Origin of the sequence: Pseudomonas sp. ADAK2 (genome assembly GCF_012935755.1) — a bacterium.
In the GTDB taxonomy this organism is placed as follows: domain Bacteria; phylum Pseudomonadota; class Gammaproteobacteria; order Pseudomonadales; family Pseudomonadaceae; genus Aquipseudomonas.
Genome location: NZ_CP052862.1, coordinates 979,054 through 1,001,529, shown reverse-complemented (window position 1 = coordinate 1,001,529; position 22,476 = coordinate 979,054). Strand labels below are relative to the sequence as shown.

The 22,476-nt window shown below is 58.6% G+C and carries 18 protein-coding genes; 3 read left to right on the top strand and 15 right to left on the bottom strand.

Annotated features, from left to right (window positions below):
- Positions 1 to 124: 124 nt before the first annotated feature.
- A complete protein-coding gene (locus HKK52_RS04475; RefSeq protein WP_169369719.1) occupies positions 125 to 1,483 on the bottom strand; it encodes a glutamine synthetase family protein in 1,359 nt (452 codons plus the stop codon).
- Positions 1,484 to 1,644: 161 nt separating this feature from the next.
- On the opposite strand from HKK52_RS04475, the gene HKK52_RS04470 reads away from it, so the two are divergent.
- The 3 genes from HKK52_RS04470 (at position 1,645) to HKK52_RS04460 (ending at position 5,037) form a co-directional block, all read left to right on the top strand.
- Positions 1,645 to 2,553 carry a helix-turn-helix domain-containing protein gene (locus HKK52_RS04470; protein WP_169369718.1) on the top strand — a complete coding sequence of 303 codons (909 nt, stop codon included), beginning with the start codon at positions 1,645 to 1,647 and terminating at the stop codon, positions 2,551 to 2,553.
- A gap of 213 nt (positions 2,554 to 2,766) precedes the next feature.
- Positions 2,767 to 3,966, top strand: coding sequence for an alpha-xenorhabdolysin family binary toxin subunit A (locus tag HKK52_RS04465; RefSeq protein WP_169369717.1), 1,200 nt, complete (start codon positions 2,767 to 2,769; stop codon positions 3,964 to 3,966).
- Between the two features lie 27 nt (positions 3,967 to 3,993).
- Positions 3,994 to 5,037 (top strand): alpha-xenorhabdolysin family binary toxin subunit B, encoded by a 1,044-nt coding sequence (locus HKK52_RS04460; protein WP_169369716.1) that lies wholly within the window; start codon positions 3,994 to 3,996, stop codon positions 5,035 to 5,037.
- 87 nt (positions 5,038 to 5,124) lie between these two features.
- Here HKK52_RS04460 and HKK52_RS04455 read toward each other — a convergent pair whose 3' ends face one another.
- The 14 genes from HKK52_RS04455 to HKK52_RS04390 all read right to left on the bottom strand — a co-directional run bounded on the left by HKK52_RS04455 (position 5,125) and on the right by HKK52_RS04390 (position 22,386).
- Positions 5,125 to 6,171, bottom strand: a complete 1,047-nt coding sequence (locus HKK52_RS04455) for an acyltransferase family protein (protein ID WP_169369715.1) — start codon at positions 6,169 to 6,171, stop codon at positions 5,125 to 5,127.
- 115 nt (positions 6,172 to 6,286) lie between these two features.
- Entirely contained in the window at positions 6,287 to 7,633 is a 1,347-nt protein-coding gene (locus HKK52_RS04450; RefSeq protein WP_237150700.1) for a family 16 glycosylhydrolase, read from the bottom strand.
- A gap of 131 nt (positions 7,634 to 7,764) precedes the next feature.
- Complete coding sequence (galE, locus tag HKK52_RS04445; RefSeq protein WP_169369713.1) at positions 7,765 to 8,820, bottom strand: UDP-glucose 4-epimerase GalE; 1,056 nt, start codon at positions 8,818 to 8,820, stop codon at positions 7,765 to 7,767.
- Positions 8,821 to 8,850: 30 nt separating this feature from the next.
- Entirely contained in the window at positions 8,851 to 10,269 is a 1,419-nt protein-coding gene (locus tag HKK52_RS04440; RefSeq protein WP_169369712.1) for an oligosaccharide flippase family protein, read from the bottom strand.
- A 13-nt stretch (positions 10,270 to 10,282) separates the two neighbouring features.
- Positions 10,283 to 11,236 (bottom strand): glycosyltransferase family 2 protein, encoded by a 954-nt coding sequence (locus tag HKK52_RS04435; protein WP_169369711.1) that lies wholly within the window; start codon positions 11,234 to 11,236, stop codon positions 10,283 to 10,285.
- 17 nt (positions 11,237 to 11,253) lie between these two features.
- Positions 11,254 to 12,567, bottom strand: a complete 1,314-nt coding sequence (locus tag HKK52_RS04430) for an O-antigen ligase family protein (protein ID WP_169369710.1) — start codon at positions 12,565 to 12,567, stop codon at positions 11,254 to 11,256.
- A complete protein-coding gene (locus HKK52_RS04425; RefSeq protein ID WP_169369709.1) occupies positions 12,564 to 13,676 on the bottom strand; it encodes a glycosyltransferase in 1,113 nt (370 codons plus the stop codon). The genes HKK52_RS04430 and HKK52_RS04425 overlap by 4 nt, the downstream gene beginning before the upstream one ends.
- Entirely contained in the window at positions 13,673 to 14,752 is a 1,080-nt protein-coding gene (locus HKK52_RS04420; protein WP_169369708.1) for a glycosyltransferase, read from the bottom strand. Before HKK52_RS04420 ends, HKK52_RS04425 begins: the two co-directional genes overlap by 4 nt.
- Positions 14,753 to 14,754: 2 nt before the next feature.
- On the bottom strand, positions 14,755 to 15,459 hold the full coding sequence (locus HKK52_RS04415) for a WecB/TagA/CpsF family glycosyltransferase (protein ID WP_169369707.1): 705 nt from the start codon (positions 15,457 to 15,459) through the stop codon (positions 14,755 to 14,757).
- A gap of 13 nt (positions 15,460 to 15,472) precedes the next feature.
- Entirely contained in the window at positions 15,473 to 16,813 is a 1,341-nt protein-coding gene (locus HKK52_RS04410; protein ID WP_169369706.1) for a UDP-glucose dehydrogenase family protein, read from the bottom strand.
- Between the two features lie 70 nt (positions 16,814 to 16,883).
- Entirely contained in the window at positions 16,884 to 18,275 is a 1,392-nt protein-coding gene (locus HKK52_RS04405; RefSeq protein WP_169369705.1) for an undecaprenyl-phosphate glucose phosphotransferase, read from the bottom strand.
- 146 nt (positions 18,276 to 18,421) lie between these two features.
- On the bottom strand, positions 18,422 to 20,734 hold the full coding sequence (locus tag HKK52_RS04400) for a GumC family protein (protein WP_169369704.1): 2,313 nt from the start codon (positions 20,732 to 20,734) through the stop codon (positions 18,422 to 18,424).
- A gap of 2 nt (positions 20,735 to 20,736) precedes the next feature.
- Positions 20,737 to 21,270: a polysaccharide biosynthesis/export family protein gene (locus HKK52_RS04395; protein ID WP_169369703.1), complete on the bottom strand. Its 534-nt coding sequence runs from the start codon at positions 21,268 to 21,270 to the stop codon at positions 20,737 to 20,739.
- 12 nt (positions 21,271 to 21,282) lie between these two features.
- Entirely contained in the window at positions 21,283 to 22,386 is a 1,104-nt protein-coding gene (locus HKK52_RS04390; RefSeq protein WP_237150792.1) for an outer membrane beta-barrel protein, read from the bottom strand.
- Between the last annotated feature and the right edge of the window lie 90 nt (positions 22,387 to 22,476).

Genomic DNA, 22,476 nt, shown 5'->3' with positions numbered 1-22,476 from the left:
ATTTTGGAAGATCGTTCCCACGCTCTGCGTGGGAATGCAGCCCGGGACGCTCTGCGTCCCCCCTGGAACGCGGAGCGTCCCTTGAGGCGTTCCCACGCGGAGCATGGGAACGATCTTTACGGGGTTAAACGCTCAGCAGCAAAAACTCCCGCTCCCAGGAGCTGATCACGCGCTTGAAATTTTCATGCTCGGCGCGCTTCACCGCGACATACCCGCGCACGAATTTGCTGCCCAGGTAACGGCCGACGGTTTCGCACTCTTCCATCTGGCTCAGGGCGTCTTCGATGGTGATCGGCAGGCGCAGGTTGCGCCGTTCATAGGCGCGGCCCTGCACCGCAGCGCTCGGCTCGATCTTCTCGACCATGCCCAGGTAGCCGCACAACAGGCTCGCGGCAATCGCCAGGTACGGGTTGGCGTCGGCGCCCGGCAGACGGTTTTCCACGCGCATGGCGTCGGGAGTCGAGGTCGGCACACGCAGGCCGACAGTGCGGTTTTCTTCGCCCCATTCGACGTTCACCGGTGCCGAGGTGTCCGGCAGGAAGCGGCGGAACGAGTTCACGTTGGGCGCGAACATCGGCAGCACTTTCGGGATGTACTTTTGCAGGCCGCCGATGTGGTGCAGGAACAGCTCGCTCATCTTGCCCTCGGCATCGGCGAAGATCGGCTGGCCAGTGACGATGTCGACCACGCTCTGGTGCAAATGCATGGCGCTGCCTGGCTCGTCACCAATCGGCTTGGCCATGAAGGTCGCGGTGACGTTGTGCTTGAGCGCCGCTTCGCGCAGGGTGCGCTTGAACACGGTGATCTGGTCGGCCAGGTCGAGGGCATCACCGTGACGGAAGTTGATTTCCATCTGCGCCGGGCCGTCTTCGTGGATCAGCGTGTCGAGGTCCAGGCCCTGGAGTTCACACCAGTCGTAGACGTCTTCGAACAGCGGGTCGAATTCGTTGGCGGCGTCGATGGAGAACGACTGCCGGCCACTTTCCGCCCGACCGGAACGGCCCAGTGGCGCCTTGAGTGGCAAGTCCGGGTCTTCGCAACGCTGGGTCAGGTAGAACTCCATTTCCGGCGCGACAATCGGCTTCCAGCCCTTGTCGGTGTACAGCTGCAAGACTTTCTTCAGCACGTTGCGCGGCGACAGTTCGATCGGGTTGCCGAACTTGTCGAAGGTGTCGTGAATCACGATGGCGGTCGGCTCGATGGCCCATGGAATCACGTAAACCGCGTCGGCCACGGGCTTGCAGACCATGTCGATATCGGCCGGGTCGAGCAGGTCGTAGTAGATGTCGTCGTCGACAAAATCCCCGGTTACTGTTTGCAAAAGCACACTTTCCGGCAGGCGCATGCCTCGCTCATGCAGGAACTTGTTGGTGGGTGCAATCTTGCCGCGAGCGATGCCGGTCAAGTCGCTGACCACACACTCGACCTCAGTAATCTTGTGATCTTTCAGCCACGTGAACAGCTGATCGAAAGGGACATTCATAAAGACCTCGTTATTGGTTTTGGTAACGCCGGGGAGGGCGGTCGCATCCGACAGACACTTCCCCTGAAGCGCGTTGACGACTATCTTGGGCGAGCCTTGCAGTTCCATCTATCCACTTTAAGCAGCACCAAAACGCACCAAACGAGTGCGTAAGGTCACCCATGACAGCGTGCAATCCGTTACAAGTCCAAGCGTTCAATACCGCCGATGTCGCCGAGCAAATCCGCGCCACACCGGGCTGGGTGCAGCATTACCAGCAGATGTCGCCGGGGCATTTCGCCGGGCTGGTGCGCTATCTGGACCTGCAAGGCGTGGAGATTTACGAAGAACACATGAACACCCGGGTCGAGCAGAATTTCAGTGCGCCGCAGGGTTCGCTGGCGTTCTGTTTTGATCGCAGCGACAACTCGCTGTACGTGTTGAATGGCGAAAGTCGCAACATCTGGATCACCCCGGAGAACTACCAGGAGATCGCTGTGGTGTTCGGTCCGGAGTTCGTGCAGCGCCATGGTTTGAATGTGGCGCGCCTGGAAGGGCTGTTCATGTCGCCGCTCAATTGCCAGCAGAACGCGCTGTTCAGCCGCTGGTTAAGCGGGACGTTGACCCGGTTGGCACAAACGCTGGACCCGCCCAGTCGCGAAGCCTTGACCCTGCAATTGCTGGAAGACTGCCTGTACATCCTCGATAACGCCTGTGTGCGCCTGGATCAGGGCGGGTTGCAGCGACGGACCGAGGAGCGAACGATCATGAAGCGCGTCGGCGAATGGGCCGCGGATGCGCCGGAAGAAACCCTCAACTTGCTGGAGCTTTCCCAGGTTGCCGGGGTTTCGCTGCGTCAGTTGCAACATGCGTTCAAGGCTTTTACCGGCATGACGCCGACCCATTGGTTGCGCTTGCGCCGGCTCAATAGCGCGCACCGCGAATTGCTCAGCCGCACGGCGATGCAGACCACGGTCGCCGAAGTGGCGATGCATTGGTCGTTCTGGCATTTGGGGAGGTTTTCCAGCAGTTACTTCGCGTTGTTCAAAGAGTTGCCGAGTGAGACGCTCAAGCGTGGAACTCGAGTGTAACTAATACAACAATTAATACTTATCTGTAGGACCTGTCCTGCATATGTAGCTCGATGTTTCTAAATTGGTTGAGCTCTAGAATTATTCCCTTATAAGTCAAGTAGTTGAGGATTCTTACAGTCCTTCAGGTCATTTGACGCGCCTCAAGGGTCATCTAGCTTCTGTTCGTCGATACAACCGGTGTATCGAGTTAAATGAACAGAGGAAAACAACATGGCTGTTGTGCTGAAAGATTCAGACAGTAGTAATGACCTGCCCAAAGCAGTACTGCATCTGATTTCAGGGGAATATCCGGGTGTTGCGCGTAGCGCAGGGGTATTGACCAAAGAAGACGTGATCAAGATCAAACAGTATGTGAAGAAAGGCTTGTCGCTGCCGAGCGAGTTGCCGGAAGTCGAGTCTTATCTGAAATACACCAAAGTGAATATCGCCGGCCTGGAGCCAAGCGATATTCAAGTTTTATTCAAAAAAATCCGCATTCACGCCGCCAGTTGGGATGCGGTGGAAAACAAGATCGTCCAGCAAAGCATCGACTTGAGCTCTGCGGCTAAAAACATCGTCAGCAGTGGCGGGGAAATCATTTCCGTGATCAAGGAAATGCCGATCATGGAGCGGGTCCGAACCACCCTGGGCGGGCTGAGCAACCGTGATCTGGAAGGCATCACCTACACCTCTGACGACGGTGAAGTGGCGTCGGCCGTGACAGAAATCATCGAGTTGATGAAGGTCGATATCAAACGTCAGCAGGGCGCAACGAAAGAGCTGAAAGACCGAATTTCAAACTTCAAGATCGAGCTGGCGGGCGGCGAACTGTCGACGGGCAAGCGGGTATTCGGGTTGCAGTCCGAGGTCAAGGCCAAGTACGACTTGATGGAGCGCAGTAACTTGCTCGAATCCATCGCCAGTTCCAAGGAAACCATTCGCACCAAAAAAGACCGGATTACCCAGTTGGACAAGGACTACGACTATTACGTCGGCATGTCGTTCTCCGGCGGGCTGCCGATCTTCTGGCCGATTTCAGGCTCGATCTTTGGCCCGAAAGCCGAAACCGCGCGCAAAGAGCGCAATGCGCTGAAGGCCGAAGTTGACGCGTTGGAGTTGGCTGTCAGCGGTAAGGAAAACCTGCAGAGCGCGATGGAAAGTTCATTGTCGAGCTTCGGCGACCTCGGCATTCGCATGGCCGGCGCTGAAGCGGCGCTGAATATCCTGAACACAATGTGGCAAACCATCCTGAGCAAGATCGATGCGTCGGCCGAGCAATTTGGCCGCATCAACAATGCTTTGCGCCTGACGTCCTTTGTCGCTGAGTTCGCGCTGGTGATTGACCCGTGGCGCGACGTGAAAAACACCGCTGGTGAGCTGGTGGCCACGTTTAATGAAGCCCTGGAAGAATACAAAAAGAACTTCGACTGATTGCTCGGCGACCAAAGGATGACTGCCATGAACAATGTGACACCGATCGACACCCAACTTATTCCCGATATCGATGTAAAAAAAATCATTCAAACCATCCGCGACGTTTCGAGGTTGGCCAGCTTCAGAAAGGACCGGTCTGACGTCTTGCAGGAAAGGGCGCAACGGATCGCCGCGTACTTGAACAACATCGACAAAACCATGCGCGAATCTTTCCCCGTATTACTGACCGCGCTGAATGGCGCCTCTGGCCAGAGCTACTTTGATGCCCTTGCCGAGTTGAACGACGCCTTGGCCAGGAACGATCTGACGGCGCAGGATCGGCAAGTCGTCAGCGAGGAAGTGCTGAACATCAAACGCAACATCGAGGCCATGCTGGAAGGTGTCGAGACCAAGTTTACCGATCGCTCGCGGTTTCTCGAGAACGAAGTACGCAGCCTCTACAGGGTCGAAATAGATGAGCGGGCGGATGAACCGCTGAAAGTGGCCAGGGCGCGTAAAGCCAGAATCCTGCTGGAGCTCAATGATCACAGCCTGAGCAAAGCCAAATACGAGCAACAGCGGGACACGCTGATCAAGGCGCAAGACGTGATTCGCGAATTCAACCTGGCCGACATGTATAAAAACTACATCCCTGACGCCAAAGCGCTGGATGGGCTGGACATGGAGAATCCGAAAAAAGAAGCGGTGAAGCAGGGGATTGAACTGGTCAGAAAGGTGCTGGGCGTTGTGTCTGACGGCATCAAATACAGCGAGCTGGCGACCTCGCGAAATAATCTGGACAAGGAAATTCAGGCACTCACTCAATCGATGGAAGGACTGAACAAGGAGCTTCAGGCCGCTGAAGATGCTTTATCCGATATCAGCGCCATTGTAGAAATAAGCGGCCAACGCCGAGTCGTCGGTGAGGAACTCATCGCCGTGGCGGGCGTGTGGCTGGGCTTTTCGATGAACCTCGATCATCTGAAAAGCACGGATTACACCCAGGCCGAGTTATCCAGGTTTCTGAATCGCTACACAGCGCATCTGGAGAAGCTGAGCGGCGATTACAACAGCATCATGATCCACTAGAAAACCAGCGACCCAAACGAAGTTCGCCCCCAGGTCGAATGACATCGGCCTGGGGGCGAAGTTTGAGAGCGTCTGCGCCAGGGCTAATCAGCCCCTGACACGGCTCAAGGAAAATGACAGGGATTTTTTGATCAGTCTGGCAATCGGGGTTTCTATTTTTTTGTGGATGATATGAGACACAGCAATCATCAAGGCGATGGTGCCCCACAACAGCAAGTGCGGATTCACCGCCGGATAAGCCACGTTAAAGATCATAAAGCCGATCATTTGATGCAGCAGGTAAAGCGGGTAGGTCAGCGCGCCTAATGCCGTCCAGTTCAATGCCCCTATGGCTGCCGTTTTGTTCATCGCGATCAAGAAAAACGTCATGAAGAACAGGGTAATGACGCTGCATACGATCAGAGGATGGAATTCGGTTGGATATTTGGTTTCAAGCAATGCGGCCCAGACGATTGCGGTATAGCAAGCCAATGCCAGTGCGCCTGCCAACAGCAGAACTCGTGTTTTTGTGAATCCCTTGGCCCAGATAAGGTAGAACGTTGCCCCCGCTATGAAATAGGCGGCGTAATCAGTAATCAATATCGAGCGTAATTTTTCAAAAGCGAGGACTTCGGCGGTGGCAGAGATCAGTAGCCAGAGCACGAGGCAGGTCTCTATTTTTTCGATTTTCTTGAAACCCAGGAGAATGGAGATCATCAGGTAAAATTTTATTTCTACAAACAATGACCAATAAACGCCGTCTATCAACGGCACATCCATCAGGTCTGCAAGGAATGCCATGTTAATCATGTATTGATAAAGATCAGCCGTAAATCTGGGTGGTCCGATGGCGAGCGTGATTATAAAAGTGAGGGTGCAGCACACCCAGAAAGCCGGGCAGAGGCGAACGACGCGGGAGATGAAAAACACCTGGAGATTATTGCTCGAAGCGGTCATCAGAATGACGAATCCGCTGATCATAAAAAACAGCTCGACACCTAAATAACCGTATTTGGCTGTCTCCGCCAATAACGGGTAGGGCATTGCAGACATGTCACCCTTTGCATAGCCGCGAAACGCATAGTGAAAAAACACGACGGCGATTGCCGCAAGAAAGCGCAGCAAATCCAATTCTTTGAGCCGACGGTTGATCACGTAGAGGCGCTCCAGACATGTTAGCGCTGATTGAAAACTGACCACCTTGGCGATTGAAACCCGGCCCAGAGCGGACGCTATGGCAGCAGTAGCGCTGACACCGTTTGTGCAACGGCTATCGACGGCGTTGCCACACCTTGACGTAGTCGACTTCGAAGGTGGAGGGCAGGTCCGCATCGTCGACCACGCCGAACCATTTCCACATGGCCTCGCTGTCAAAGACGATCTGCATGGGGAAGAAGAAGTGGGTGTTCTTCGACTCCCGGACCAGCACGCCATCGACGTACCAGCGCAGGGTGTCGGGCTGCCAGTCGAAGCCGTAGACATGAAAGTCGCTTGCCAGGCGCCAGGGGCTGATCCAGGTGCTGCCATTGGCGATATGTTCGGTGCTTTGCGGCGTGGCCCATAGGTGGGCGTTCATGTTGTAAGACTGGTCTGAGGCTGCGTTTTTGGTCTTGCCGCCGATTTCGAAAATGTCGATTTCGGTGGCGTTGTCAGCCATGCCCGTCCACGCCAGCCAGAAGGCGCTGGACGCTGCGGAGTTCATGGGTTTGGCCCGTGCTTCGTAATAACCGTAGAAGCCGCGTTCAAGGGTGCGGACCATGGCTGAGGTGTAGTCCTTGAAACCGAGCTGGACGTATTTCTGCGGCAAGGTTTCCTTGCGAAAGACAATGTTCAGGTGGCCATTGTTGACGGTGGCGTTGGCCGGCGTGAACAGCGCCGGTTTGCGTCCGAGCGATTCGTTGCCGATGGCGTTGTTGACGTGCCAGCGCCCGGTGTCGAGGGTGGTGCCATTGAAGTCGTCGGACAGTTTGGTGTCGAGCACCCACTGACCGGCATTGGCCTGATCGGACAGCGGCAGCTGGGCGCTGGTCCGGTTCGGCGATGGGCCCAGCGGTCCGACACGGGTCCAGGTATTGGCGTGTGCCGGGATGGCCACTGACCACTTGTCCGCCAAGTACTGAAAGGCACGCTGGCGCTCGGCGAGGGAGGCAAATGGACGGTCGTACACCAGCACTTCAGCGATGTCGCCGCGAAAGTTTTCGGAGTGGCCGACGGCATTGCGCCCGACGGCGTACGGACCAATCGGCACGTCGTACAGCTCAAGGACAGAAACCGTTGGTTCATACGCGGCGGGCTGTTGCAGGCTGATGGCGAAATTCGGCAACACGTTATCGTTATTGGCGGTTAGCGGGCGTGAACTGAACAACCGTTGCCAGGGATCGACCGGGGTTTGTTCGGGCAATCGACGGGACACGATCAATACCGTCACAGGGCCTTTGGCGGTGCGGATTGTTTTGCCGATAAACCCTGAGGCGCCACTGAAACGCACGACCGAATGGCCATTCAGGGCGTTGTCGATCCGCTGTGGCTGCGAGGTGGCATCGTCGACCGTGGCGTCATTGGCCTCGCCGGACTTGTCGCGCCAGCGCTGGAGACGGTTCTGCGCATCCAGGGTCATGGTTGACCCATCGGCGGCGTCCAGCCACAACACGAGCCCGGCAGTGGGTACGCGGGGAGGCGCTTGTGCTGCGTTGCAAACAAGCGACGCCGACAGCAGGAGTGCCAGTAGACATGCTTTGAACATCGACATCACTTCACCGCAATGGGCGCCGGAATTTCGAATGAAGACTGATACCCCTGCGGGTTGCATGACTGCCAGCGCCAGGTATCGATGATCATTTGTTCCAGGCCGCGTTGCGCGTTCCAGCCCAGTTCGCGTCCAGCCTTGCTCGGGTCCGCCCAGCATTTGGCGATGTCACCGGCGCGGCGCGGGGCGAAGTGGTAGGGAATGGTGATGCCGGTAATGTCCTCGAAACTATGGATGATCTGCAGCACGCTGTAGCCGATGCCGGTGCCGAGGTTCCAGGCATTGAGGCCGCTGTGGTGCTGCAACACCTGCAACGCTTTGAGATGACCGTTGGCCAGGTCGACCACATGGATGTAGTCGCGCACGCAGGTGCCATCCACGGTGGGATAGTCGCAACCATAAACCGTGAGTTCGGGAATCCGGCCAATCGCGACCTGCGTCAGGCACGGCAACAGGTTGTTGGGGCGGCCCTTGGGGTCTTCGCCGATCATCCCGCTTTCGTGGGCACCGATCGGGTTGAAGTAGCGCAATAAGCCGATGCTCCAGCGTGGGTCGGAGTTGCACAGATCGGTCAGCAACTCTTCGATCATGAGCTTGGTGCGGCCGTAGGGGTTGACCGGTTTGCCGGTGCCGAAATCTTCGGCAATCGGCGTTCGTGTGGGTTCGCCGTACACCGTGGCCGATGAGCTGAACACCAGTTGGAACACGTTGTTGCGCGCCATCGCTCGGCACAGGTCAAGCGTGCCGGCGACATTGTTGGCGTAGTAGTCCAGCGGCTTGCGCACGCTTTCTTCAACGGATTTGAGGCTGGCGAAATGAACCACGGCCTCAATGTCGTAGCGGCTGAAGATCTCGTCGAGCAGGATCGAGTCGCGAATATCGCCATTGATGAATTCGACCCGGGTCCGGGTCAGTTGCTCAAGGCGCGCGATGCACTCTCGACAACTGTTGCACAGGTTGTCGAGCACCAGCACATGCTGTCCGGCATTGATGAACGCGAGGGCGGTATGGGAGCCGATGTAGCCGGCCCCGCCAGTGATCAGCGTGGTTTTGCGCATGGTGAGGTCTTCCTGTCTCAGGGACTGAATTCAGCGAGCGGTGAATACCGATTTGAATTCTTGCGGCCAGCGCGGATGCATGACGCTGTAGGCCACGGCGTAACTCAGCACGCCCACTACGATGCTGCAGAGCAGGTGCAAGTAGCCTTGAAAACCCAGCCGCGGCGACACCACCAGGACGGTGGCGGCCATGACCAGCGAAGCGATCACGCTGCGGTAATTAGCGTCGAGGAAGCGTTGCCAGCTGTAACCAATGGCGGCGTTAAGGCCGCGGATTTGCAACGGTGTGATGACCAGCATCCGCGCCAGCAAAGCGAGGGCCGCGGCCATGCCGCCATACAGGTTGCCCAAGCCGTAGACCAGCGCCAGCGCCAGCACCGTGGTTGCCACTTCCGCCTTGATCGTGAGGTGGCTGCGATTCACCGCCACCAGCGCGGTGGTGGCGTACATCGCGCTATTGCCGATGGCCGCCGTGCAGGCCAGCACTTGCAGCAGCGGAATGGCTTCGGCCCACGTGGCGCCGAATATCAACAGGATCAGGTCGTTGGCCGTGAGCGCGATGCCGATGAACAAGGGCGTCAACAGAAAGCCGCTCACGGCCGTCGAATCGCCAATGATCCCGAGCAGGCGCAACGGCTCTGCGCTGCGCCGGGCAAACACCGGCAGCGCATAGCTCAGCAGACCGTTATAAATCGCGGTGCGTGGCAGCTCGATGATGCGCATCGCCATGTTGAACATGCCAACCGCGTTCGCGCCGGCCGTCATGCCCAAGACCACGTTGACCCCACGTTGCAGCGTTTGCGAACTCAGCGAGTTGATGGCCACCGGTGCGCCAGCCTTCAACAGTTCGCGCAGGAACGGGCCGTCGATGTAAAAGGCAATGCGTCGCGGGTCTGCGCGCATCAATACAACAATGGACACGAACTCCATGATCAGCGCCTGGGCAATGACCGCCCAGGCTCCCAACCCCCAAAGCGCAACAGCGACGCCGCCGACGCCACCTGCCACTTTGCCCAGTAATGTGCGCGACGCCAGCATCCTGAAGTTGCCGCTACGGCGCATCTGCGCCACATAGACCCGCGCCATCATGGTGAAGAGGATTTTCACCGACGCCACTGCCGTCATCCATTGCAGCACCGGGTCGGGCGTGTACAGCATCGCCGCACCCGAGATGACGGCGATGGACACCAGGCTCACGAGTACCGCCGCCCAGAACGCCGTGGAGATGTGTTTGTCTTCCAGCCGTTCGAGTCGTACCAGCGGGTCTTCCAGCACCGATGAATACACCAGGCCGATCAACTCGACGATGGCGATGATGACCGTGCCCACCCCCAACTCGGCGGGCGACAGCAGCCTGGCATACGCGACAAAGGTAATCATCGAGAGGAAGATCAGGCCGAATTTCTCGGTGAAGATCCAGATCAATGTCACCAGACGATGGTTGGCCATGGCGAATACCGGTTCAATGAGCGGTGGTTGACGCCGTTGCCTTGCGCCAGGATCGGGCGCAAGCATTGAGGTAGCGCAAGGTCGGTTTGCCGCTATCGAAGATCAGCGCTTGCCAGGAATAGTCGAGCATTCGCCGGTAGACGCCGAGCACGTCGGCGTACTCACCTTTGCGGGAAAAGGCATTGAGAAAGTCGGTGTGGTTGCCCAGCACGAAATCGATCCGCTGTTGCTTGCTGAGCTGTGCGCCATAGCGCGCGAGGTAAACCTCGATGAACCTGATCTTGTTCGGGTAGTACTTCTTCGGTTGCGCGGTCATGTTGCCGCCGTTGACCGTGCGCTCCAGCAGCACCTGCGGCACCGTGTGAATTTCCCAGTGTTCGGCGATCCGGGTCCACATGTAGCGGTCTTCGGAGTAACGCAGGCTGGCATCGAAGCCACCGAGTTGCATGATCACGTCGCGCTTGACCAGCGCGGTGGACACGCCATTGACCACGTTGGCGTGGATGAAATCGTAGAAATGCCGGCCGTTCTTGCGCCGGTTGTCCAGTTGCCGCCTGCCGTCGCTGTAATTGACCTGCGCGTAGCAGTCGATCAGCCCGACCGGATGTCCCTGACGACTGAGTTCGTCATACAGGGCCAGTTGCAGCTCCAGCTTTTGCGGGCGCCATTGGTCATCGGCATCGAGCATCGCCACAAACGTTTCCTCGGAGTGGCGCATTCCGTGGTTGCGCGCGCTGGCCTGGCCTTCGTTGGCTTGCTGCAACAGCGTCAGGCGAAACGGCGCCGCAAAGTCCTTGACCCGTTGTGGTCCGTCATCGGTGGAACCATCGTCGATGACGATGACGTGATCCGGCAGGCGGGTTTGCCCGGCCAGGGACGCCAGTGTTTGCTCAATGCTGTCGGCGCCGTTGTACATCGGAATCACGACGCACACGGAATGCGGTAACGCGGGGGCTTGGTTGGGCACGGGTGTTTCTCCTTTGATTACGCCTTGGCTGAATCGCGCGGTAATGCCCTGCCGGACGGACGCTGGCGCAGGGCTGCCGCTGATAACTCGGGGTAGGTCGCGTGGTGGTGCCGAAAGGACAGGGCCAGGGTGCAGAACACCAGAAACTCGGCGGAGCGGTAGTTGGGAATCACGTACGCCACGTAATTGGTGACGGCGAACAGGCCGATGATCACCAGGGCGCTGGCGCGAAACTGCGCCGTCTGGTTGGCCGTCACGGCGCGGTATTGTTTGAGCAGCGCTTCGCCAAGCAGAAGCGCCAGTGCCGTCAGTTGGATAACGCCGCCGTTGAGCAGGGTTTCCATGTAGCCGCTGTGAGCGTTTCCGATATAGCCCCAGCGGGTAATGAACGCATCGGCATCCGGGCTGGACCAAAAGGCGCCGAAGCCATACCCCTTGAGAAACTGTCCGTCGATAAACGGCGCGAGCAGCTCCCAGATCAAGGTGCGGTCGGTCAGTGACGGGTCACGGCCGGCCATTTCCAGCAATACCGCAAAGTTGCTGTACAGAAACAGGCAAACCAGCAGGTAGAGGAGGGTGCAGCCCAGGAACATCAACTGCGAGCGATTGATGCGCAAGCGGATCAATGTGAGGAAGTACCAATAGCTGATGGTGCCGGAAATAATCAGCACCACCCCGGTTGCCGACTGGGCGAGGAAGATGGCAACCAGCGAACAAAACGCACAGAAGAGTGCCCAGGGATTGCGCTGGCGAATCATCGGTAGCAACAGCAGGATGGCAATCGCGTTGAGCCGTGCGCCGGCGTTCTTCTCGGCAAAAATCCCCTTGAAGGCGCCGTCGCGAATGCCGCCGGACAGGAACGCGACCCCAGGCATGACCACGGCGAGTATCAACCCGATCAACGCCGCCGCGCCGATGGCACAGCCGAGCATGAAGGTGATCTTTTCAAGGGGGTAGTTGTAGGCAATGAAACCGGCAAAAAACACCACGCTGAGCATCGCGATAAAGCGCTTGAGACTCAGCATCGGGTCATGGGACCAGCCTATCGAGGCGATGACACAGAACATGAACAACAGCAGGAAGAAGTTGCTGCGGTAAAAGGTTTTGCTGAGGAACACCTTGTTGCGGATGAAAAAGAAGAGTGGCACCAACAAGGTGATGAGGCCGCAGACCTGGTTGGCGACGCTGCCTTCGAGGTCTTTATCGATGTCGCCGAAGCTTGCGGCGCCACCCAGGCCGAGGACAAACGTAATCACCTGGATGTAGAACAGCACGCCGAACAAGGTGAAGCCATCGCGCAGCGTCGAGTATCTGATCTGCAATGTGCTCATGAGGATGGGCTCCCGAGCAACGCGGTGAGGTAGGTCTGCACTGCGCTGGCGTTCATGAATCGGGTGGCGGCATCCAGGCGCGAATGACGCTGCAGATCTCGCGGCGTGGACAGTTGCAAGGCAATCGCCTGCGCCAGTGCGGGCGGGTCGTCGACGGCGACAAGCGGTGCGACGAGGCCGCCGATCAGGATGTCCTGAGGCCCATGTGGGCAGCGGGTCGCCACCACCGGCGTGCCGGTGGACAAGGCTTCTACCAGCGCGTTGGGACTGCCCTCGAAGCGTGACGACAGCACAAAACAATCGGCCGCGGCCACTTCGGCCAGGGGATCACCGGTGTAACCCGGCAGGTCGAAGCGATCTGCCACGCCCAGCGCGCGGGCCTGATCAAGCAATTGCGCCCGAAGCGCGCCTTCGCCAAAAATGATCAAGCGGGCGTCGGAATCCGGCATTGAGGCGAACGCCGTGATCAAGGTGTCGAAGCCTTTTTGCGGCGCCAGGCGACCCACCGCCACGATCACCGAGCTGGACTTTTCCAGCAGCCAACGGTGGCTGGGCAACCCCGGGGGCTTGTCGCGGAAGTCGTTGTCGAGCACCGGGTTGTCGGCAATGGTCACGTCCTGGCGGCGGGCAATGGTGGTATCGATCAGGTCCTGGGCGACACCGCGCGAGACGCAAATCACCGGGTTGGGAATCAGCCGATACAGCAGCGGCGCCACCAGGTACGCGGCCCGCACCATGAAGTCGGGGTTAACATGCTTATCATGGGAAAAGGCATTGCGCTCACTGACGTGCAGCCGTGCCAGCGTGCCGGACAGCGCGGCAGCAGCGATCGCCACCACGTTGACGTGAGTCAGGGCTGCCAGTTGCGCGTCAAAGCGATTGGCGCGAAGAAATCGCGCGAGTGCCGGCACCGCACGGGCGCTGCGTGGGCTGCGCAATTCAACCTTTTTCACCCGCGGGTCGAGGTGCGCGGCGTGAAGGCCGCCGCCGGTGAGCATCAGCAACGTCACGTCGTTGCCCGCGTCGACCAGCGCTCCGGCCAGGCGCGCCATCATTTTTTCCGCCCCGCCTGCGCTGAGGTCATGCAGGATAATCAGCAATTTTTTCATTGATTCCATACCTGGTAATACGCCTGCGCCGCGTACTGGCTGGTGTATTGGCGGATGGCGTCGGTGACCATTTTTTCGCTGGGTGCAACCTGATCCCGTGAAGTCAGGCTTTGCAGCATTCCATTGGCCAACGCCGGTACGTCGTTGACCTCGACCAGTTGACCCAGTCGGCCGTTGTCCAGCAGTTCCCTGGGCCCGGTCTCGCAGTCGCTCGCCAGCACGGGCGTGCCCAACGCCAGCGCTTCGATCAGCACAGTCGGCATGCCTTCCTGCACGGAACTCAGAATGAACAGTTGCGCGTGCTTGAGCAGTGGATAGGGGTTGCTGAGGAAACCGGTGAAGTGCACCCTGTGAGCGATGCCCAGTTGATTGGCTTGAGTGGTCAATGCGTCGCGCAACGGGCCGTCGCCAGCGATCACCAGATCCGGCAGCGCTTCGCTGTGCAACGCCAGGGCGTAGGCCTCGAGCAACAGGTGCAAACCTTTGGGTTCTACCAGACGGCCCAGGCTCAACCAGTAATCGCGGGGTAATCCGGCGAGCAGCGGTGCCTGTGAGGCTTGCAGCAGTTGTTCGGTGACGACTGCGTTGGGGCAATAACGGATTCGCTGCTGCCCCCATGGCATTAAATCGACGAGGGTCTGGCGCAGGGCCGTGGAGACTGTCACGACCTTGCCGCTGCCACAGAGGTACAAGGTGTAGAGCAGGCGCAGGCTTGAGGGACCGGTTTTCTGTTCAGTGCAATCCAGTGTCGCGTGTCGGCTATATATGACTTTGCAGGAGCTGCCCAACGTGGCGAACCAGGTGCAGAGGTTCGCCTGCTCCTTGGCGGCGATGAGGTGGGTGACGCCGTCGCGGCGAATGAGCCGGCGCAACAGGACGATGGACTTGAGCAGACCGACGATGCCGCTGCCGCCGCCGTTGAAGCTTTGCACACCTTGCGTGTCGGGCAGGTCTGCGTTCATGACGAAAAAACTCACCCGTCGGCCGTCCTTCAGAAACTGCTCGGACAACCGTTGCTGGACGCGCTCGACACCGCCACCCGACTTGAAATCCTTGAGAATAAACAGGATGTGCATGGTCATTCCTCAACGCTGATGGCGACTTTGCGTGAAGCGACGAGCGCCAACAGGTGCACAAAGTTATTGGGGTAGTCGATGAGGTAGCGCTTGATCGTATGGGGCTCGCGATACATGCGATAAAACGCGCGCAGATGCAGGCGATCGATCACGGCCGGGTAATAGTCGCGGGTGGCCATGGCTTCCTGGCGAATGAACCCGCCACAGGTGAAGGCGACACCGCTGAAACCGGCACGCAACGCATCCTGCTCGAATTGCTCTTGCAACCCGGCGCCCAGGCCGACGATCAGGATGTTCGCTTCGCTGCGGCAGATGTCCGCCTGGATGGTCCTGGCCTGCGACGCATCAAAGTAGCCGTTGTGCTGACCGGCGATGGTCAACCGCGGATAGCGGGCCTTAATCTTGCTGATGAACAGGTCCAGTTCAGCTTGCCGGGCGCCAACGAAATACACGCGTTTGCCCAGTTGCTCGGCGCTGCCCAGTACAAGGTCGGCAATCGAGGTGAAGTCAAAGCTGACCCTGCCGATCGACTTGCCGGTCACGCGAGACATGAACGTCGACATCAGCATGCCGTCGCAAAAATAGGCGACGGTGCTTGGGGTCTGCTCGAAGAAGCTGCTGATGGACGCAAAGTTGATGAAGGAATAGGCCTGGTTGGCCTCCAGTAATTTCGGCGAGTAATGCCCGACTAATTCCAGCTTGACCATGGCGCGGCTCCTTTCAGATGACTGAAGGGGTCTGCCGCCCCACGGATACGTAGGTGAAGCCGCGTTTGCTCAAACGCTGCGGATCGAACAGGTTGCGTCCATCAAAAATCAGCGGTTGCTTGAGCCGCTGGCTGAGCAGGTCGAAATCCGGCGCCCGAAACGCTTGCCACTCGGTGACGATGATCAACGCGTCGGCATTTTTCAGTGCCGCTTCCTTGGTGCCCGCCAAGGTCAGGTCATCGCGCGAGCCATAAATGCGCTGGGCCTCTTCCATGGCTTTGGGGTCAAACGCCTGGACGCTGGCGCCGGCCTGCCACAAGGCCTCCATCAATACGCGGCTGGGGGCTTCGCGCATGTCGTCGGTGTTGGGTTTGAAACTCAGCCCCCACAGGGCAAAGGTCTTGCCGCGCAGGTGGCCGTCGTAGTGATCTAAAATTTTTCGGTACAGGCTGGTTTTCTGTTCCTGGTTGCGCGCTTCGACGGCCTTGAGCACCCGGGCGTCAATGTCGACATGGGTGGCGGCATGGATCAGCGCCTTCACGTCTTTGGGAAAGCACGAACCGCCGTAACCGAGCCCCGGGTAGATAAATTGATAACCGATGCGTGGATCGGAGCCGATGCCGTGGCGCACCTTCTCGATATCCGCGCCCAGTTTTTCCGCGAGGCAGGCCATTTCGTTCATGAAGCTGATCTTGGTCGCCAGCATGCAGTTGGCGGCGTACTTGGTCAGTTCGGCGCTGCGAACATCCATGATGATGATTTTTTCGTGGTTGCGATTGAACGGTTCATACAGTTCTCGCATCACCTCTTCGGCGTGCGGGCTGTCGGTGCCGATGATGATGCGGTCCGGGCGCATGCAGTCTTCGACCGCGCAGCCTTCCTTGAGAAATTCCGGGTTGGAGACCACATCGAACGTCAGATCGCTGCGATGGTTGTCGGCCAGCACTTGCTCGATTCGTGCGCGCACCAGGTCACCGGTGCCCACCGGCACCGTGGATTTGCCGACAATGATGTGATGACGGTCCATGTTCAGCGCAATGGTTTGCGCTACGTCCAGCACGTATCGGAGATCGGCCGAACCGTCTTCGTCGGGCGGCGTACCCACAGCGATCAACAGCACGTCGCCATGATGAACGGCGTCGGCCAGGTCGGTGCCGAACCGCAGTCGCCCACTTTGGTAATTGTCGCGCACCAGGCTTTTCAGGCCCGGCTCGTAGATGGGCAGGGTGCCTTCCTTCAGCGCCTCAACCCTGGCGGCGTCGACATCGACGCAGAGCACGTGGTGCCCGACCTCTGCCAGTGCGGCGCCTTGGACCAGGCCCACGTAACCAATACCGAATACGCTCACATTCATGGTCAAACCTCAGGTGGTCGTGACAGAAATCAACGGTGGGGCAGGGGGACAGCAGAGGCGGGGCAGGGGGTCAGTAGATGTTTTTCGAGAACAGCGTGAAGGGGGTCTTGATGAGGATCTTGATGTCGAGCCACAGCGACCATTGGTTGATGTAGTTGAGGTCCTGGGCCACGCGCAGCTGCATCTTTTCCACCGTCTCGGTTTCCCCGCGATGCCCGGTGATCTGGGCCAGCCCGGTGATGCCTGGCTTGAGGCGATGCCGGGCCATGTAGGCGCGGACCTTGCCGGTGTAATAAATGTTGTGGGTGACGGCATGCGGGCGCGGGCCCACCAGGGCCATCTGGCCGAACAAGACATTGAACAGCTGGGGCAATTCGTCGATGGAGCTGCGGCGCAGGAAGCGTCCAACCGGCGTGATGCGCTCATCGTCGCGGGTGGCCTGGCGCACTTCGCGGTCGTCGTGGACGCGCATCGAACGAAACTTCCAGACCTTGATCACTTCACCGTTGCACCCGTGGCGGTTTTGCTTGAACAGCACCGGACCTGCAGAGGTCAGCTTGACGGCGGCCGCCACCACCAACAGCAATGGGCTGAGCAGAATAATCGCCAGCGTGGCCAGGCTGCGTTCGAACAAATCCTTGCAAAACAGGCTGGCGGGATGCGAGCTGATCAGGCTTTCATTGAGGTAAATGGCGGGCATTCGCTCGATTTCCGAAATCGAATGATTGAGCAACACCATGCTGCCGAAATCCGGGATCCACACCACGTCGACATTCATGTCCAGCAGGTCGATGTAGAGCGCTTCGATGGTCGCGGCATGGGCCATCGTCAGGACGATGTAGACGCGGCGCACTTCCAGGCGGGTGATGATCTCGCGGATCGCATCAACACGACCGAGCAGCGGCAGAATACTGGGGGCCGGGCCGCTGTCATCGGCGGCGGCGATGAAGCCCAGAACCAGCGCGCGGTTCGGCCTGGAGAGTTTTTTCGCCAGCTCATGAGCGGTCGGGCAGGTGCCGATGATCACCGAGCGACGCTCGTTACAGACCATCCGCGAGTGCAGGCGGGCGAAGTAATGCAGGGGTAGAAAACTCGCGGCCTGGACTACGAAGCCCAGTACCGCCCAGACCATAATCACTTGGCGCGAATAAATCGCACTGGTCTGCGTGATGAAGGCAATCGCCGCCAGCACAGCCAGCAGGATCAACCAACCCGCGAGCAATCTACCGAGCCCGACCAACAGGCCATGGCGTTTGTGGTAGACCTGCATCACGCTGTAAATCGGCACTGAACCGAGCACCGTCAGAATGATCAGGATGCGGTATTCGCTGGTCAGACTGCCAACGCGCCAATACACAAGCGCCATCAGCAGCGAGGTGGCCAGTGTCAGTGCACACAGCCACTGCCCCCAGAATGTCAGGCCTCGGCGATGTGTCATGTGAGCGGTATAGAGCGGTGTCATGGGCTTGACCTCAAGGCAGAAAAATCCATCAGCGCTGATCGGCAGGCACGGCGTGTCTTCCGCAGGCTTTTCCGTAGCTCGGCAGAGGTGAAGCAGGGTGTGTGAGGGCAGAAAAGGGGTGTAGCGGCGGGCTGGGTCGCCCGGTGTTACCTGGGCGCGAAGTCGTAGTTATAGAACGCCCGGGAATGGTGATAGCCGTACTTGCGCGCCTTGCGCAGGTCCACCTGGTTGAGCACGGTGCCAAATACCGGCACCTGGCTCTGCTGCAACATGGCGATGCCTCTTTGCACCTGGCTGATCGGCGTGCTGTCGGCCTTGACCACATACACCACGACATCCGAATGCTTGGCCAGCAACAGCGCGTCGCTGATCAACTCCGCAGGCGGGGAGTCGATAATGATGTGGCGGTAACGCGACCTCAGCGCCTCCAGCATGCGCGCCATGCGCGGCGAGCTGAGCAGATCCTGCGGCGGCGGCTGGCGTGAGGGGTTCAGCGCATCGGCAGGGGACGGCAAGCGTGGCGCGGCGAACAGATCCAGCGAAGGGGGCATGACTTTTCCGGCCGGCAACATGTCCAGGTTACCCACCGAGACGATGCAGTCTTCGAGCCTGGCAGTGCCGGCAATGACATTCGCCAGTCCCGGGCTGTCAGGTGGGAAATCAAAGTTCAGCGACAAGGTTGGCTTACGCATGTCGGCATCGATCAGCAGCACACGCTCCAGGGACGTCAGTGAACTGGCCAGATTGTTGGCAATGGTGCTTTTACCCTCACCGGCAACGGTCGACGTTACCAGCACCACCTGCGACGGCATTTCGCTGCTTTGCAGCATCAACCAGGTGCGCAGATTGCGAATAGTCTCGGAAAAGCGCGGGTTATCGTTGTCTTCGAACAGGCGCGCCAGTTGCCGGCGACTTTTCTTCATGACCAACGGCACGACGCTGAGCAGCGGAATGTTAAGCGCGCTTTCGATCGTCTCGTCGGATTTGAAAGTATTGCTCAGACTGTCGAACAACAGCGCCAACGCGACGCCGATCACCGCCGCGATTAACCCGACAATCCCCACAATGAGTGTCTTACGGGGTTTGCTCGCGTCGACGGGAACAATGGCCGGATCGACGATGCGCACTTTTGTCGAGTCCATGTCGGCGGTGGCCGTGGTTTCCTTCAAGCGGGTGACGAAGGTTTCATACAGCGCGCGGGAGCTGTCGACCTCGCGCTGGAACTCGCGCAACTGGAACTCTTTGCGAGCGATGTCCTGGATTTGCGCCTTGTTGCTATTGAAGGATTGGCGGAGCGAGGCTTCGCTGGCCGAGGCAAGCTGGTATTGCCGTTCAATACCGGCCACCACCTGTTGCACCTGCAGTTGCAGGCTAGTCGTGGCGGTGCGTAATTCGGACTGCGCGGAAATCAGGCTCGGGTGTTTTGGGCCATAGCGTCCCGCCAGTTCCTCCACCTTGGCCTGGGCCGCGGCCCGGTCCGCCTGGAATTTCTGGACCAAGGGGTTGCTCAAGACCGCAGGCACGCTGGAGAGTCGGCTCAGATCGCCGTTGCTCAAGGCCTTCGCCTGGCGGTACTCGCTCTCGGCTTCAGCGCGGTTGCGACGGGCATCGACCATGCGATTACCGGTCATTTCCAGTTCGTTGGCGCTGATGGTAGCCACCCCGCCAACGTCGACCAGACCTTGCTCTTCCCGGTAGCCCTGCAGCCTTTTCTCGGCGACACGCAAGTTGTCGCGCAGCTTGACCAGGCGTGTGTTCATCCAGGCCGTGGTGGTTTGCGAGGATTTTTCGCTGGTGTCGAGCTGGCTGTCGGTAAAGCCTTGGGCCAGCGCGTTGGCTGCCGCTGCGGCCAGAACAGGGTCCGGCAGCTCGACCTCGATTTCGAGCAATTGGCTCTTGCCGACGAACTTGACGCTGGTGTGCAGCATGAGGTTCTGCGTGACCTGATTGAAGACGTCTTCTTCAGTGGGCGCATCTTTGAGCGGCATCAATAGCCCCAGGCCCGGGACCCATTGATCAAGGTCAAGATCGGCCAGCCATTTGCGCGGCGTGAACCAAGGTGTCGGTTGTTGGCGCGGGTCGGTGACCGGGTGGGTCGTCAGGCCGAGTTTTTTCACTGCGCGCTCAGCAAGGTCCCGCGATTGCAGGAGTGCTTGTTGTGTCTGCAAGTAATCAGTGGCGTTGCCGCCTGAATCCTTGACCTGCTGGAAGGACATCAGCGGCGGGGTTTTATCGTTGAACAGCAAGGTGGTGCTGCCGACGTATTGCGGGGTAATGGTCGAGACCACAACGGCCGCCAGCGCACCGCTCAGCAGGACCAGCCAGCCGATGCTCCATTTGGCGCGCCAGATCACTCGCCAAAGCTTTAGAAGATCAATGGTGTCCTTGTCTTCGCTGTACTGCTGGTGCAGATGCGTTTGCAGAGGACGTTCGACGTAGGTGCTAGGGCTGTTGTCCATGATTAGAAAAAGCCTTGTGCAATGGAAATGGTGTCGCCGGGAGCAATCGTGGTGTTTCGCGTGACGTTGTCAGTGAGGGTCGCGCCGCCATCGCCGCGCATGATGGTCACGCGTTTGATTGAGGCGCGCTCGGTCAAGCCACCGCCCAAGGCAATGGCTTTCTCCAGCGTCAGTCCGGGCACGAACGGATAGCTGCCGGGCTTTTGCACTTCGCCATTGATGTAGAACGAACGGTATTCGATCTGGCTCAGGCTGACTTTCGGGTCGATCAGGTAACCCTGTTTGAGCCCGTCGACGATGATCTTTTCAACTTGCCCCGGGGTGAGTCCCTTGGCGGAAATTTCTCCCAGAAAAGGGTATGAAAAGGTACCGGCATCGCTGAGGCGGATCTTTTTCAGGCTCAACTCCGGCTCCCCGAACACGATGATGCGCAAGACATCGCCAGCGGCCAGTTTGTACTGAGTGCCAGGGTCTGCTGCGTAGATAGGGGGTATGAAAACCAGGGCGAATAAAAAACCCAGCGTTTGTGTGTGCATGTCGAGACCCTCTTAAAGGCTGACGTTGAAGCTGATCTGAAACGTGTTGCGGGTGAAACTTTCGTTGTTGGCATCAGAATCGTTGTCGCGGTATCGATAGCCGAGCTCGATATCCAGCCATCGGCGCATCGCATACACCACCGCCAGGTTGTAGTCCTGATAATTGTCGGTGCGGCTTTGGCCTTCATAGACATAACGCCCGATCCCGGCTTGTGCGACCGTGGTGATCCGTTCGGTCCAGCCATGGCGCCAACCGACCTGGGTGAACGTCGACTTCACGGCGTCAGCGCCATCGTCACCTTCGGCGAGCGCCTGGCGCGCGACAAAAGTAAACGTCGAGTAAGTTCGCGGCTTCCATTGCAGGTCTACTTGCCAGGTGGGGTTGTTGAGGTCGTTGGATTCGCTGTTGTCGAAGTTCTTTCGCTCATAACCGAGGCGGACTTTACCCGTCGTGCGGGCCGTGAAATCCCAGACGGCACCGGCAAGCAGCGCATCGGATTTGCTGCTGCGCGGGCTGTTGGCTTGCTGGTAATCGAAGTTGGTGTGGTCATATTCCAGCAGGCCTCGGGTGTTACTGCCGATCCGGTGGTACCAGGTGCTGGTGAGTGCGGTGGTATTGCGTTCTTTGTCGTCGTTGATGCCGTCGGCATTGTCGTAGCGCAGTTCAGCGTAATTGGCGCCGAAATCGATTTGATTGTCCGCGCTTTTGGCGCCGAAGGTATAGAGACCGCCCACTCGCTTGTTGTTGAGCTTGTCATTGATGCCTTCGACCGCAGTCGATTCCGTGCGCTCGTATTTGCGATATTCGGCTTCGAGTTTCAGCCGATGTCGGTCGGTGAACTCCATGATGCTGTCGGCACGGACCCGTTGCGCCGTGTTCGAGGCGTCCGACTCGTCGTGATAGATGTAGCGAGTGGGTTGCCAGATCAGCCGGGTGGCGCTATTACGATCTTCGGCCTTGAGTTCGAAGGAGGGCGCCAACTTGGTGATCATGGAAGACTGTTTATTGTTTTCCAGCTCGCGAAAGTTATCGTCATAACTTTCTGAAAACAGGAACGTCGGCGTGAAATCGAATCCGTAAACATCAATAGGTTGCGGATCAATACTCCAGGCCATTCCAGGATAGAGAGAGGCCATAATCAGTGCGACAGGGCATCGTGACTTCAAGGCCATGCTATAGCTCCTGAGCAAAGGCATACAAAGCGA

Bases quoted from the DNA above. Each gene is read 5' to 3' on its own strand.
- HKK52_RS04475 (WP_169369719.1), bottom strand. From the start codon at position 1,483: ATGAATGTCCCTTTCGATCAGCTGTTCACGTGGCTGAAAGATCACAAG.
- HKK52_RS04470 (WP_169369718.1), top strand. From the start codon at position 1,645: ATGACAGCGTGCAATCCGTTACAAGTCCAAGCGTTCAATACCGCCGAT.
- HKK52_RS04465 (WP_169369717.1), top strand. From the start codon at position 2,767: ATGGCTGTTGTGCTGAAAGATTCAGACAGTAGTAATGACCTGCCCAAA.
- HKK52_RS04460 (WP_169369716.1), top strand. From the start codon at position 3,994: ATGAACAATGTGACACCGATCGACACCCAACTTATTCCCGATATCGAT.
- HKK52_RS04450 (WP_237150700.1), bottom strand. From the start codon at position 7,633: ATGACCCTGGATGCGCAGAACCGTCTCCAGCGCTGGCGCGACAAGTCC.
- galE (WP_169369713.1), bottom strand. From the start codon at position 8,820: ATGCGCAAAACCACGCTGATCACTGGCGGGGCCGGCTACATCGGCTCC.
- HKK52_RS04440 (WP_169369712.1), bottom strand. From the start codon at position 10,269: ATGGCCAACCATCGTCTGGTGACATTGATCTGGATCTTCACCGAGAAA.
- HKK52_RS04430 (WP_169369710.1), bottom strand. From the start codon at position 12,567: ATGAGCACATTGCAGATCAGATACTCGACGCTGCGCGATGGCTTCACC.
- HKK52_RS04425 (WP_169369709.1), bottom strand. From the start codon at position 13,676: ATGAAAAAATTGCTGATTATCCTGCATGACCTCAGCGCAGGCGGGGCG.
- HKK52_RS04420 (WP_169369708.1), bottom strand. From the start codon at position 14,752: ATGCACATCCTGTTTATTCTCAAGGATTTCAAGTCGGGTGGCGGTGTC.
- HKK52_RS04415 (WP_169369707.1), bottom strand. From the start codon at position 15,459: ATGGTCAAGCTGGAATTAGTCGGGCATTACTCGCCGAAATTACTGGAG.
- HKK52_RS04410 (WP_169369706.1), bottom strand. From the start codon at position 16,813: ATGAATGTGAGCGTATTCGGTATTGGTTACGTGGGCCTGGTCCAAGGC.
- HKK52_RS04405 (WP_169369705.1), bottom strand. From the start codon at position 18,275: ATGACACCGCTCTATACCGCTCACATGACACATCGCCGAGGCCTGACA.
- HKK52_RS04400 (WP_169369704.1), bottom strand. From the start codon at position 20,734: ATGGACAACAGCCCTAGCACCTACGTCGAACGTCCTCTGCAAACGCAT.
- HKK52_RS04395 (WP_169369703.1), bottom strand. From the start codon at position 21,270: ATGCACACACAAACGCTGGGTTTTTTATTCGCCCTGGTTTTCATACCC.
- HKK52_RS04390 (WP_237150792.1), bottom strand. From the start codon at position 22,386: ATGGCCTGGAGTATTGATCCGCAACCTATTGATGTTTACGGATTCGAT.